This window comes from Azonexus sp. MM2026_4 (assembly GCF_055901855.1).
The window spans coordinates 2,955,433-2,968,348 of sequence record NZ_CM148380.1; the positions used below are offsets into that span (position 1 = coordinate 2,955,433).

Here is a 12,916-nt window from a genome sequence, read left to right on the forward strand (position 1 = left end):
GCGCGGACCCCAAGCCGGCGTAGCAAACAAGGCGGTGCAGATCGACTGGTCGATTTTTTTGCTCAGGCTGTTCCACCCATAGCACTAGAATAATGGCATGAGCGAACAAGACCTTTCCCTCCGAACACCAATTCCCCTCTCGTTTCAGTCGGCCGATAGCATCTTGAGGACCAAGGTAGGTATCGAAGAAACCTACAAGTCCATTCGCAATAGGCTACGCAAGCACAGCGCTGTCGCAGTTGCCAATGTTGTGTTACAGGCTATGTCAATCAAGCATTCCTGCATTGAGGAGGAACTTGGCGCTTTTCCGTGGTTGAAGTTACTTATCGTCAAATGGGCCTTTCAGGATACTGCAGTGCCTTTGATAGGTACAACGCCGATGCGAGCTTCCGAGCTGGACCTCATGTGCCAGCAGCTTTGGGACAGCGCGGCCAAAGAAGAGAAAAGTGGTCCTGAGCAAAACGTATTTCTCATGTTGCGCCCCCTGCTTCATCCGCAGATTGAGTTCCAACGGAAATTCTCTTGGTCATTCTTGCGTTGGCCAGCGCTGTACGTCCGGCTCCCAGAAGGCAAGGCTCGAAAGCAGTTTCGAGAGGCCATTGGGATGGAACCAGAGATTTTCATGGACTTGGTCTTCGGGCTCTACGCAACGGTTTTGAGCACTAAGGCACCGATGCCCGCGGACCCGCTGGCTCCGTGCAGGCCACAGTACGGGGATGCGGTGGACCAACTCTATGCGCTGTTTGCGCGAGACCTAGCTTCACTGCGCAAGGAGCTTCAGCAAGACAGAGCTCAGCGGCTTCGTGGGAAGCATGAGCTCAACGAGTTCCCGTACCTTAAGCGATTCCCGTTATTGCGAGGCCCAGACGGGCGGTATTTCTGCTGGCACCGGACTGTTTTTGCGCGGGGGGTCGAGGAGGCAGTTCACCTTCGACTGTCGGAGCAGTTCGAAGGTGATTACTCGACCAATTTCAGCAAGGTGTTCGAGGCCTACGTTACCGAGCTAGCTCACGAGTCAGGTTTGCCACTCATGCCAGAGTCACAGTACAAGCAGCTGATGGGCGCTTCTTCGTCGGCCGTCGAGGTGGTCTTCGAAGGCGAGGGCTGCAACATCCTGCTTGAAGCGAAGATGTCTCTTTTTGGCGACGATGTATTGGTCGTGGATAACGATCACCAGGTGTTCCAGAAGACAAAGCGTGTCCGGGAGGCAATTAGTCAAGGGTGGCAGGTTAGTCGGCAGCTCCGTGAAAACCCTGAGTTGCGGCAGCGATTCAACCAGCCCGTGGACTACTTGCTCGTAGTGACCAGTAGGGAGTTGTTGCTTGGGAGCGGCGACAAGCTGCAAAGAATATTCCCAAAGGGGAAATTCACCTATCCGGAGAACGATCCGGATGCTGAGCATCGGTTGCCGCTCGGGAACATTTTCATCATCAGCATCGAAGACTATGAGCGAGTGATGTGTTGCCTCAGAGAAGGACTGGTGAATTTGTCCGAGGTGGTGAAGTCCGCTGCAGCAATGAACAGTAGGCCCGAGTCGTCGAAATTCTTCTTTGCTGACTTCTTGCGGCCGTACATTCAGAGATGCGGACTTCCCCCGCTGATACAGCAGGCTCAGGATGCCGCTCAAGCACGGCTCAGTGCAGCTTTCGACAGGGCCTGAAGCCACGCATCAATCTGGACAGGAGAGTTGGCATCGACCAGCCCTTTCTTTGTAGGTTCACCGGCAGTCAACTCATGACTGACCCCTTACCTCCACATTGCCACCCGAGGCCAACTGATGGGCCAATGGCTGCTAAGGCCGAACTCTTGATCTGCTGGAGGCAATGTCAAGCGAATTCGGCTTTAGAGAAGGACGCGCAACTAAAGTGCCTCACCCTTGCTATGGTCAAAGTCCACAGACGTAAAAACATGTGGTTGCCTCGCCATGCCAAGCGACTTACGATCATACATATGGGGTAATGAGGAATCTGAGGGGAGTACAAGCGCATCGTGGCGAAGAAGAATTCAGCAGGGAGTGGATTGATTGTTGGGGTGGCCCTCATCATCGGGCTCCTGGCCTCAGTCCCCAAAGAGATTTGGATTGGCCTCGTCGTCCTCGTGCTTGCCGTCTGGATCGTCTTGAAATACACGAAAACCAAGGACGCCGCCGTTCCGCCTAAGCCCACACCGGTTCAAGCTCGGACAACCACGCCTGCACGATCGGTCACACCTCAAGCCGCGACTTCCACCAACAGCGCCAGGCAATCCGAGGAATTTGCCACCGTTAACTTTACCGGAACGCCTGGAAGCAATGAGTACCGAATCCCGACGCCGCCGGCCGGTACTCAGGTAAAAGCACGCTGGATTCCGGGCGGGGAAACCGTCACCGTCGCCGGAGTCACTTTTTCGGGAGGAATGATTTATGTCGGTACCGCCCTGAAGTCGGGTTACTACGATGTCGATCCTGCACTGATCAATCCGAGCCTCAAGGTCTCCACCACTGATGTCGACATCAGTTTGGCGCTGACCGATTACTGGCCCAGCTACTCGAGCATTTCGCCGGATGCCCGAAAGGGCTATCTGCAGTGGCATTCCAGCGAACGCAAGGCGCCGCAAGCCAACATCGGCTACGTCTTTCTCTTCTTCTATGGATTGGAACGCCGAGTTCTCCTAGATGCGCAAACTGATCCTGTTGCCAAGGCGGATATCCCGGCCATTGCAGCCGAGGTTCAGCGGTTGTTGGATATCTACGGCGGTAATCACTCGTTTCGGAATTACGCGAGCCAATTCCTGAGCTATATAGTTTCCGACGGAGTCAGCGAGAAGTCCTATCTCCGACAGCCGCCAATCATCACGGAATACTCTTTTGTACTTCCCCTAGCGTTACGCGTTGGTCTCGGACAGCTGGCGGTCGACCAGAAACCGGTACCCGCCGACTGGGCTTTGGCATGGGCACAGGCAGACCCGAACATCTCACGTCGGACGGCTACCACCCGCTGCGCCGATTTGTTCGCCAGCTTGTTCAAGCAGAAGTATTCCAAGGCCTATGGCGAAGGCTTCATCCTCAAAGTTAATCGGACCAAGCTCAAGGTCGGCTACACACCCGCCTCGGCAGGTCTTCGCTCCTTCGATTTCACCCGCACGATCGCGGATTTACCTGACGTCTCAGCGGTGAAGACACCGGTCGCTAAATTGCAGGAGTTGGTTAACGAATGCACAACCGCGCTCGATCCCTACAGCCGGTATATCGGCCGCCATCCCGACAAGGCGCAAGCGCTGGAGGGACTCCTACAACTGCCTGCCGAACTCTGGCCGGCACCCGTAAGGGCGGAGCTCGATGATCTCAAGAAGCGAGTCGGTGATGGCCTGATTCTCATGGGCTTTGGCGAACTGTCCGGACGCTTGAAGAGCGCGGGCGGCTTAACGCGCGATAAGGTACTGGGTCTCGCCCGGGCGCTGGAGAGTCTTCACCTCGGCATGGAGCCCGACGTCTTGGCGGGCGCCAAGACACCGAAGGCAGAGGAAAAAATCGCGCTGTTCGCCACCCACCCGGAGGATGGGGCAGTACGTGCGGGGCCGGCTTATTCAGCGGCTGCGGTAACGCTCGACCTCGCCTGCGTGGCGGCGCTGGCCGATGGCGAGGCGTCGGCCCACGAACTACTGCACATTTCGAAGCAGGTGGACTCCTGGGGGCATTTGAGCGAAGCGCACCGAAAGCGCCTCAAAGCCCATCTGCGGCTCGGGGTTGACCAGCCGGCCACCCTGACTTCCCTGAAGAAAAAGCTTGAGCCTTTGCCGGCGGACGCCAAGCGCTCAATCGTCCGCTTCTTGGCGCATCTTACCCAGGCTGACGGCAAGGTCACCCCCGAGGAGGTGAAGTTCCTCGAGCGGGTCTACAAGATGCTGGGTATCGAAGCCCAACTGGTTTATTCCGATCTGCATGTCCAGGCTGCGACTGGGGTCTCCGTGGCTGCTCCAGCCATTGGTGCCTCCGTCGCCCAGGCCGAGTCCTCCAGTTTTACTCTCGACGTCGAGCGTATTGCCCAGCTACAGAAGGAAACAGAAGCGGTGTCCGCGCTGCTGGCGAATGTCTTCGCGGAGGAAGCGCCCGCCGAAGCGGCCGTCGACGAGGCTACATCAGCCGAAGAGGCGCCCGAGATGGCGTCCGGGGTATTGGGCCTGGATCACGACCATTCCGCCTTCCTGCGTCTATTGATTGGCCGGCACGTATGGTCCCGAGACGAGCTGGCCGACATGGCGGCTGATATGGAGTTGATGCTGGACGGTGCACTGGAGCACATCAACGAAACCATGCTGGATTCATTCGAGGTGCCGCTCGCCGAAGGCGACGACCCCATCGAAATCAACCAAGAGCTTCTGGAGAAACTTCCCTATGAGCACCATCCGCGCTAAAGACCGTGATGCCGTCATTCAATCCCTGCGAGCCGGCGTCGTGCCGCGCACGGGCCAGCACCTGATCCAGGTTGGCCGCGTAAAGGAGTTGGAGGCGCTGATGAAGGACGTGGAGCGCATTGCCGACAGTGGCTCCGGATTCCGGGTCGTCATCGGCGAGTATGGTTCCGGAAAGACCTTCTTCCTAAACCTCGTTCGCGCCATTGCGCTGGAGAAGAAGCTGGTCACGATGCACGCCGACCTCAATCCTGACCGCCGACTGCATGCCACCGGAGGTCAGGCACGCTCGCTCTACGCCGAACTCACCAAGAACCTCGCCAGCCGCACCAAACCCGAAGGCGGTGCGTTGGCCGGCATCGTCGAGAAGTTTGTGGCGCAGGCAAAATCGGAGGCCAAGGCAGGCGGCATCACCACCGAGGCCGCAATCCGGCAACGGCTCGATCACCTGACAGAGATGGTCAATGGCTACGACTTTGCCGAAGTCATTGCCGCCTACTGTCGTGGCTTTGAAGAGGGTAACGAGCAACTCAAAGCCGACGCTATTCGCTGGCTGCGCGGCGAATTCACTACCAAGACAGATGCCCGGGCGGCGCTGGGCGTGCGGACCATTATCGACGATGCTTCCTTCTATGATCAGTTAAAGCTGCTGGCGCGCTTTGTCCGCCTGGCAGGCTACAGCGGCCTGATGGTCTGCCTCGATGAATTGGTCAATCTCTACAAGCTTTCGAACACTCAGGCCAGGAACTCCAATTACGAGCAGATCCTGCGCATCCTGAACGACTCACTGCAAGGCTCGGCCGAGGGCCTAGGGTTCGTGCTGGGGGGCACACCAGAGTTCCTCATGGACACGCGGCGCGGGCTCTACAGCTATGCCGCGCTGCAGTCCCGCTTGGCAGAAAACACCTTCGCCAAGGCTGGCATGGTTGATTATTCGGGGCCAGTGATGCGTTTGGCCAGTCTCACCCCGGAGGATTTCTTCGTCCTGCTGCAGAAGCTGCGGCATGTCTATGCGTCGGGCGAGGTCGCACAATATCTGCTACCGGAGCCCGCCATTCCCGCCTTCATGGAGCATTGCGCCAAGCGGTTGGGAGATGCCTATTTCAGGACGCCGCGGACCACGATTACGGCCTTCATCAACCTGTTGGCGGTGCTCGAGCAGAATCCCGGGGCTGATTGGAAGGAACTCATCGGGGTTACCGACGTGATCGCCGACAGTGGTGGCGCAGCCGACATGGCGGTCGAGAATGACGATGAGTTCGCCAGCTTCCAGCTCTGACTCACAAGGATTCGCACGGCTTGACGAGCGCATCCAGCGCTGGATCTGGAGCGAAGGCTGGACCACGCTGCGGGACGCACAAGAGCTGTCGATTCCTGCACTAATCGATGCCGACCGGGACGTCATCGTGGCGGCCGCCACGGCGGCAGGGAAAACCGAGGCGGCCTTCTTTCCGATCCTGACGCACTTGCTGCGTCACGAGCCGGACATTGGCTCGGTCCTCTATATCAGCCCCCTAAAGGCGCTGATCAACGACCAGTGGGGACGGCTGAACGATCTGTGTGAGTCTTTGGAGGTGCCGGTCGTTGGTTGGCACGGTGATGTAGCCACCAACCGTAAGCATCAATTTCTCAAGAATCCCCAGGGTATCCTGCTGATTACCCCGGAATCGCTCGAGGCCCTGTTCGTCATGCGCGGTTCGGCCATGCCTGGGCTGATGACCGGGGTTCGATACATCGTGGTCGATGAGTTGCACGCCTTCATCGGATCGGAGCGTGGCAAGCAGCTACAGTCATTGCTGCATCGCATCGAGCGGGTGGCGGGCCGGTCGGTGCCACGCGTAGGCTTGTCGGCCACCTTGGGCGACATGAGGTTGGCAGCGCGCTTTCTTCGCCCGTCAGCCGGAGACAAGGTGCACTTGATCGTGGCCCAAAGCGGTGGTCAGGAACTGAAGATCCTGTTGAAAGGCTATACGGAAACGCCGCCGCGGATCGAAAGCGAACCAGAGCTAGAGAATCCGGAGTTGGAAGATGTGGTACCTGGCAGCGTGGTGGCGGTGGCAGCTCACCTCTACCAAGCGCTGCGCGGCTCAAACAACCTAGTGTTTCCCAACAGCCGGCGCTCAGTTGAGATTTACGCCGACTTGCTGCGCCGTCACTGCGAACGAGAGTGCCTCCCCAATGAGTTCTGGGCGCACCATGGCAGCTTGGCTAAGGACTATCGGGAAGAAGCGGAGCGGGCTTTGAAGGATGGAGCTCGCGCGGCGACGGCCATCTGCACGACGACCTTGGAACTAGGGATCGATATCGGCTCGGTCAAGAGCATCTGTCAGGTCGGGCCGCCACCATCAGTCGCGAGCCTTCGACAACGGCTCGGTCGATCGGGACGCCGAAAGGGAGAGCCTGCGATTCTCCATAGCTACTGCATTGAACCCAACCTTGAACCGAAATCCAGCATTTCGGACAACCTGCGGGAAGGATTGGTGCAGTCCGTGGCCATGATCCGCTTATTGATCGGCGGGTGGTTTGAACCTCCTCGGGTCGGTGGCATACATGCCTCAACCCTGGTCCAGCAAATACTCTCGATCATCGCTGAGCGTGGCGGTGCGCATGTCCGCGAACTATGGGGGACGTTGGCTGCTGCAGGGGGGGCATTTGAGGGACTGTCGCGGGAAGATTTTCTGCTGTTGTTGAAGCGTATGGGGGAACTACATCTTCTGATCCAGGACAGTTCTGGCCTTCTCCTGCATGGAGAGCTCGGTGAGAAGCTTGTCAATCACTATGAATTCTTTGCCGCATTCTCCAGCGATGAAGAGTTCCGCTTGGTCTGCGACGGCAAGGCGCTGGGCTCTCTGCCCGTGACCCGGCCTCTCGTGCCGGAGCAGCGGATCATCTTTGCGGGCCGTCGTTGGAGGGTCTTGGAGGTGGACGGCGACAAGAAGCTCATTGTGGTCGCCCCGGACAAAGGTGGGGCGCCACCGGCCTTCGATGGCAGCGGAGCAATGGTGCATGACCGAGTCCGGCAGGAAATGCGGGTAGTCCTGGCGAGTAGCGATAGGGTGCCATTCCTTGATGAAGGAGCTCAGGCGCTATTGGAGGAAGGGCGGAACTATTATCAGCACGTAGCCTTGGATGCCAATCAGGTCTTAGAGCGAGGTAACGAAATTTGCCTGATTACTTGGCGTGGCGACTGGGTCAATGACACCCTGGCTTTGTTGCTCGCTCGATATGGTTTGCAAGCCAGCAACGAAGGACTGGTGGTCAATATCACTGGAAGCACAAAGGAGCACGTTCTTGAGGCTTTGGGTGAGATAGCCGAACTCGAAAATATAGATCCTGTTTTTCTATTAAACGGGGCCAAAAACACCTTACGTGAAAAATGGGATTGGGCGTTGCCAGAGACAATAGGGCGGCGCTCATTCGCATCCCTTTGCTTAGATTTGGCTGGCGCCCTGGATACGGCTAGAAGCATTTCACCCTCATAAATTGAACGCTTAGGGATAATGTCAAAGGAAGTAGTGAAAGGGATTCGATCCGATTTCCGCTGTTCGGCCAAAGTTGTCGCTGGGAATGGCTCAGTTGATTGACTGTTGTCGCGCAGGTTGCTGCCGTCGAGGTGGCCTATCAAGGCTGGTTTGGTCCCTGCGGTAATTTGAGCCATACTAAATTTATGCCAAACACTAAGCCATCCCTTACAGAATTATTTATGTCTATACCCGATGTCGGCGAGGATTCCGATTTCGCTCGAACTGAAGATGGTGAAGACAAGAGGCTCGCGGCAAGGCAAATGCAGGACTTTATGACGACGGCACCTTGTGTTGAACAACTGGATTCGAAAGCACTGATTGAGGACGGTCGCGCTGGTGATGAGATTTTTGACGCCATGACTATCTAGATGAACCAGACGACAGCAAGGGGCGTGGCATCGATTGACGAAACGTTGGCCGCAATCGATTCGGCTAATCAGCGAATCGAAAATTTGGACCTAAAGACGAAGGGCAAAGAAACGTAATAAGCAAGCAAGTGGCTGCTTGGTAGCAAACGCCTGAGCGCATATTCCCGGCCAGCTTTTGCCGTTTGTCACTTTGTAACCTGCCGTTGAGCCGAATCACAGTAAGCGCCCGGCAAACCCATCTGTAAATTGACGCGTTAGACCGCGAAGATCGTGTCCCCTTAAAGACGATGGTGGACACTTTCGATGGAAATCCAGAAGCCAAGTCGGCGCCGGCGGCATCATCCGGAGGAATTCAAACTGGCGGTGATTGAGGCGTGCTGCGAACCTGGCGCCTCGGTCGCCGGCATTGCCATGGCCAATGGCGTTAACGCCAATCAGGTCCGCCGCTGGATGCGTGAGCGCGGTATCGAACCACCGACGCGACGCGTAGCGATGCCTGTGCTCGAAGCGACGCCGGCACCGGCTTTCGTGCAATTGCCGATGGCCCCGGCCATGCCGACATTGGGCGATATCCGAATCGAAGTCCGCCGGGGCAACACCGCGATCAAGCTCGACTGGCCGGCCCAGGCCGCCGGCGATTGTGCCGCCTGGTTGATCGACTGGCTGCGATGATCCGGGTCGATGCCTTGTGGTTGTCGACCCGGCCGCTCGACATGCGTGCAGGAACGGAAACGATCCTGGCCCAGGTCGTGCGGACCTTCGGCGAGGCGCAGCCACACCATGCCTATCTCTTTGCCAACCGCCGCGGAACCCGTCTGAAGGTGCTGGTGCATGATGGCTACGGCGTCTGGCTGGCCAACCGTCGTCTGAACCAGGGACGGTTTCAACTTCGCGCCGGCGATGGCCGCGTCGCCCTGACCCGGGGGCAATTCGATGCGCTGATGCTTGGCCTGCCGTGGGAACGTCTGGCCGATGGCGGGGTGATCCGGGTTTTATGACCGTCCACCATTGGGGAAGTCCACGATAGTCAGTTCGTCTTGCTGGCGGCATGATGTCGGTCATGACCTTGCCCGCCAACCTCGATCAACTGACCGCCGACGAACTGCGCGAACTGGTACGCCAGCAAGCGGCAGCCATCACGCACAAGGATCGCGAACTCAACTGGCGCAAGATCAAGATCGACAAGCTGACGCATGAAGTCGCGTACTACAAGCGCCACTACTTCGGCATCAAGGCTGAACGCATGCCGGTTGAACAAGGGCAACTGTTTGAAGAAACCCTCGCCGCCGACATGGCGGCGATCACCGAAGAACTCGAGCAGCTTTCCGAATCGAAACCGAAGGGCCAGGCCAAGCGCCAGCCCTTGCCGCCGGAACTGCCGCGCACCGAAATCCGCCACGAACCGGACTCGACCACCTGTACCTGCGGCTGCCAGATGCAACGCATCGGCGAAGATATCGCCGAGAAGCTGGACTACACGCCCGGCACCTTTACGGTCGAACGCCACATCCGCGGCAAATGGGCCTGCAAACAATGTGAAACGCTGATCCAGGCCCCGGTGCCCGCCCAAGTGATCGACAAGGGGATCCCGACCGCCGGTCTGCTCGCCCATGTGCTGATCGCCAAGTACCTGGATCACCTGCCGCTGTACCGTCAGGAAGGGATCTTCGGCCGGGCCGGTCTGCCGATCCCGCAATCGACCCTGGCCGAGTGGGTCGGCCGGATGGGCATCACCCTGCAACCCCTGGTCGATGCCCTGAAAACCGAGATGCTGACCTTCCCGGTACTGCATGCCGACGAAACACCGGTGGCGATGCTCGACCCCGGCGCCGGCAAAACGCATCGGGCCTACCTGTGGTCCTACAGCATCGGCGCCTTCGAGCCGATCAAGGCCGTCATCTACGATTTCGCCGACAGCCGGGCCGGCAAGCATGCCCAGGAATTCCTCGACACCTGGCGCGGCACGCTCGTCTGCGACGATTATGCAGGCTACAAGGCGCTGATTGCCGATGGCGTGACCGAAGCCGGCTGCATGGCGCATGCACGCCGGAAATTCTTCGACCTGCACGCCAGCAACCAGAGCCAGATCGCCCAGCAGGCGCTGGCCTACATTCAGAAGCTCTACCAGGTGGAGCGGGAAGTGACCGAACTGAGCCCTGACGAACGGCAACGAATCCGTCAGGCGCAGGCCAAACCGATTCTCGATGAATTTCACGATTGGCTGACCCGGCACCGATGCCAGGTGCCCAACGGCTCATCGACGGCCAAAGCGATCGATTACAGCCTCAAACGCTGGACCGCGCTCGTTCATTACGCCGACGACGGTCAGGTGCCGATCGACAACAACTGGATCGAGAACCGCATCCGCCCGATTGCCACGGGCCGGAAGAACTGGCTATTCGCCGGCAGCCTGCGCGCCGGCAAACGGGCGGCGGCCATCATGAGTCTGATCCAGTCCGCCAAGCTCAACGGCCACGATCCCTTCCTCTATCTCAAAGACATCTTGACTCGCCTGCCGACGCAGCCCAACAGTCGGATCGGCGAGTTGCTCCCGCATCGCTGGAAGCCAGAAACCGCCGCCTGAATCAGAAATCAACCTGGGTTCGCCGGGCGCTTACGAATCACACTACTCGGCCTTATGTAGAGGTCCACATAAGGTCGATCACCGGCCTATGGCGAAAGACGGCTAGTCAGCTATTTCCGTCATTTATAACTTGCTTTTGGGATGGCAGCTATTCCTGCTAGTGTTTTTACACCTGCAACCTAGGCTTCAAAGTTGGTGTGGTTTGCTCTGCCATTTTGCGATGCAGTCGATGGCCTCTCCGGGGAGAACAAGAGGACTTCGGCCGCAGCGCGGGCAACCGCCCAAGGGGGTCACTCAGCCCCTGCAGGCGCTACCTCTGCCAAGCCGACCGTGTAGTGTCCGCCTTGCTCTAAGCGAAGCACTAACAGATCGTACGTCCGGAGCATGCTGAGCAGGCCGGAATGCCCGTAGTCGGCTGGCGAAAATCCCGGGTCCATTCGTTTGAGATATTGCCCTAGCCCACCAAGGTGGACGTGTCCATCTGAGCTTGACCCCGCCAGCAGCGCAACTGCATCTACAACAAACTTCGGACGGCGCTTGACTATTAGCGCCGGGGTAGAGGCCGCCGGTGCCTTGGTCGCGCCATTTTTCGCCACTGTGCTAGCTGATTCGGTAGGTTCCGCCGTTTCTTTCACGGCTGGCGCCCATTCGAAAAACTGGTCGCTGGCGTTACGCAGGGCGTCAGGAGTCTTGGCCTCGCCCACGATGCATACGGTGGCTCCGCGTTCCCGCAGCTTACGGCAGAGGTAGGCAAAATCGGAGTCGCTGGTCACCAGGCAAAATTTATCGGCGCGATGGTCGAACATGGCCTCCAGTGCATCAAGCGCCATGGCGATGTCGGCGGTATTTTTTCCGGCGGCATACTGGTATTGCAGGCACGGCGTAAATGCCTGACTAACCAGGGCTTCTTGCCATGACTTGGACAGAGTTTGCAGATTGCCGTAGCCGCGACGAAGGACAACGCGACCGAACTGCGCTACGACTCGCAGGGCATGATCGAGGATATCGGGGCTCGTGTTATCGCAATCGACTAGGACCGCGACGCGTGGTTCGATGTTGTGCGGGGTGCTCATTATTATCGGGTAGGATTAGGTCATATAAGTATGCCGGGATATAGATCGCCTCGGCTAGCCCGGCTGATATGACGGCACATGATGTCATGTGATTTTGCACTGACATCTATTTGCACATGGCGTGCGCAATTGGGAGGCGTGATGGTCTGTAGGGCGGCTCCTCTCTAATCCATGATTACCGATGAGTCTCCATTCGAATGGGTCAAGAACACCTGAAAGTTGCGTTTTGGCATTGAGGTTGATATATTAGTCCTTTGAAAACAAAGGAAAATTTGATATTTCTTGCCGCGTTTGATACGCTCCAGTGACTCTTTTTTGAGAGGTGGGGGAGTGTGGTGCGTCAAGATGGTTGCCTGACATCGATTCTGATAATTATTGAACAGAGGGTATCCTCGTGAGCCCCTTTGCTATCTACCTCCGAGAGATCCGGCAAGCACGCGGACTGAATCAGAAGGTTGCTGCCGAATTGCTGGGGTTTGAGCCAAGCTATTTATCTGCGGTAGAGCGAGGGCAAAAGGGGCCGCCACGGCAGTATTTTGTGGATCGAGTTATCAGGTGCTTCAACCTGAGTGACCAAGAAAAAATTGAACTGCTGGACCGCTTGGCCAAATCGAAGCATCAGGTTGCGATGCCCTGCAATGCGCCGCTCGCTGAGTATGAGTTGCTCCATGAACTGAGCGGCCAACTCGGCCAACTCCACCCCATTCAGATACAACTGATCCGACAAGCTCTAGCGATACCGCACGCGTTTGGTGGCGAGCGGTCAACCCCCTATGGCACGGAGGCCCGAACCATGAGGTAAACGAAAAAGCGAGCCGCAAGGGCCCGCTCCTTCTTGGTAGCAACGGATTGCGACCGGTCACGAAACCTCAGTATCTGTTGCTCCATCGCGAGCGTCAAGGCCATTACTCCCCTGATCCATCAACTTATCGCTGGTTTTGAACTCGGCGAGGGTTTCTTTCGGGCGTACTTTTTACG

10 protein-coding genes are annotated in these 12,916 nt (G+C 57.8%); 9 read left to right on the forward strand and 1 reads right to left on the reverse strand.

Features of this window, described 5'->3' with window-relative positions; all coding sequences use genetic code 11:
* Positions 1-97 precede the first annotated feature (97 nt).
* The 8 genes from gapS1 (at position 98) to tnpC (ending at position 10,865) form a co-directional block, all read left to right on the forward strand.
* Positions 98-1,660, forward strand: a complete 1,563-nt coding sequence (gapS1, locus tag AC0KWY_RS13955; protein ID WP_474026104.1) for a GapS1 family protein — start codon at positions 98-100, stop codon at positions 1,658-1,660.
* 329 nt (positions 1,661-1,989) lie between these two features.
* The gene (locus AC0KWY_RS13960; protein ID WP_474026105.1) at positions 1,990-4,392 is read left to right on the forward strand and encodes a tellurite resistance TerB family protein; all 2,403 of its coding nucleotides are present in this window, start codon (positions 1,990-1,992) and stop codon (positions 4,390-4,392) included.
* Positions 4,373-5,668, forward strand: coding sequence for an ATP-binding protein (locus AC0KWY_RS13965; protein ID WP_474026106.1), 1,296 nt, complete (start codon positions 4,373-4,375; stop codon positions 5,666-5,668). Before AC0KWY_RS13960 ends, AC0KWY_RS13965 begins: the two co-directional genes overlap by 20 nt.
* Positions 5,643-7,871, forward strand: a complete 2,229-nt coding sequence (locus tag AC0KWY_RS13970) for a DEAD/DEAH box helicase (RefSeq protein WP_474026107.1) — start codon at positions 5,643-5,645, stop codon at positions 7,869-7,871. Before AC0KWY_RS13965 ends, AC0KWY_RS13970 begins: the two co-directional genes overlap by 26 nt.
* 98 nt (positions 7,872-7,969) lie before the next feature.
* Positions 7,970-8,281 (forward strand): hypothetical protein, encoded by a 312-nt coding sequence (locus tag AC0KWY_RS13975; protein WP_474026108.1) that lies wholly within the window; start codon positions 7,970-7,972, stop codon positions 8,279-8,281.
* Positions 8,282-8,584: 303 nt separating this feature from the next.
* Complete coding sequence (gene tnpA, locus AC0KWY_RS13980; protein ID WP_474026109.1) at positions 8,585-8,953, forward strand: IS66-like element accessory protein TnpA; 369 nt, start codon at positions 8,585-8,587, stop codon at positions 8,951-8,953.
* The gene (tnpB, locus tag AC0KWY_RS13985) at positions 8,950-9,279 is read left to right on the forward strand and encodes an IS66 family insertion sequence element accessory protein TnpB (protein ID WP_474026110.1); all 330 of its coding nucleotides are present in this window, start codon (positions 8,950-8,952) and stop codon (positions 9,277-9,279) included. The genes tnpA and tnpB overlap by 4 nt, the downstream gene beginning before the upstream one ends.
* A 62-nt stretch (positions 9,280-9,341) precedes the next feature.
* Positions 9,342-10,865: an IS66 family transposase gene (gene tnpC / locus AC0KWY_RS13990; protein WP_474026111.1), complete on the forward strand. Its 1,524-nt coding sequence runs from the start codon at positions 9,342-9,344 to the stop codon at positions 10,863-10,865.
* A gap of 290 nt (positions 10,866-11,155) precedes the next feature.
* Here the strand turns inward: tnpC and AC0KWY_RS13995 are convergent, their stop codons facing one another.
* A complete protein-coding gene (locus tag AC0KWY_RS13995; RefSeq protein ID WP_474026112.1) occupies positions 11,156-11,938 on the reverse strand; it encodes an NYN domain-containing protein in 783 nt (260 codons plus the stop codon).
* Positions 11,939-12,332: 394 nt separating this feature from the next.
* Here AC0KWY_RS13995 and AC0KWY_RS14000 point away from each other — a divergent pair, with 394 nt between their 5' ends.
* Complete coding sequence (locus AC0KWY_RS14000; RefSeq protein ID WP_474026113.1) at positions 12,333-12,740, forward strand: helix-turn-helix domain-containing protein; 408 nt, start codon at positions 12,333-12,335, stop codon at positions 12,738-12,740.
* Positions 12,741-12,916 lie beyond the last annotated feature (176 nt).

Bases quoted from the DNA above. Each gene is read 5' to 3' on its own strand.
- gapS1 (WP_474026104.1), top strand. From the start codon at position 98: ATGAGCGAACAAGACCTTTCCCTCCGAACACCAATTCCCCTCTCGTTT.
- AC0KWY_RS13965 (WP_474026106.1), top strand. From the start codon at position 4,373: ATGAGCACCATCCGCGCTAAAGACCGTGATGCCGTCATTCAATCCCTG.
- AC0KWY_RS13970 (WP_474026107.1), top strand. From the start codon at position 5,643: ATGAGTTCGCCAGCTTCCAGCTCTGACTCACAAGGATTCGCACGGCTT.
- tnpA (WP_474026109.1), top strand. From the start codon at position 8,585: ATGGAAATCCAGAAGCCAAGTCGGCGCCGGCGGCATCATCCGGAGGAA.
- tnpB (WP_474026110.1), top strand. From the start codon at position 8,950: ATGATCCGGGTCGATGCCTTGTGGTTGTCGACCCGGCCGCTCGACATG.
- tnpC (WP_474026111.1), top strand. From the start codon at position 9,342: ATGACCTTGCCCGCCAACCTCGATCAACTGACCGCCGACGAACTGCGC.
- AC0KWY_RS13995 (WP_474026112.1), bottom strand. From the start codon at position 11,938: ATGAGCACCCCGCACAACATCGAACCACGCGTCGCGGTCCTAGTCGAT.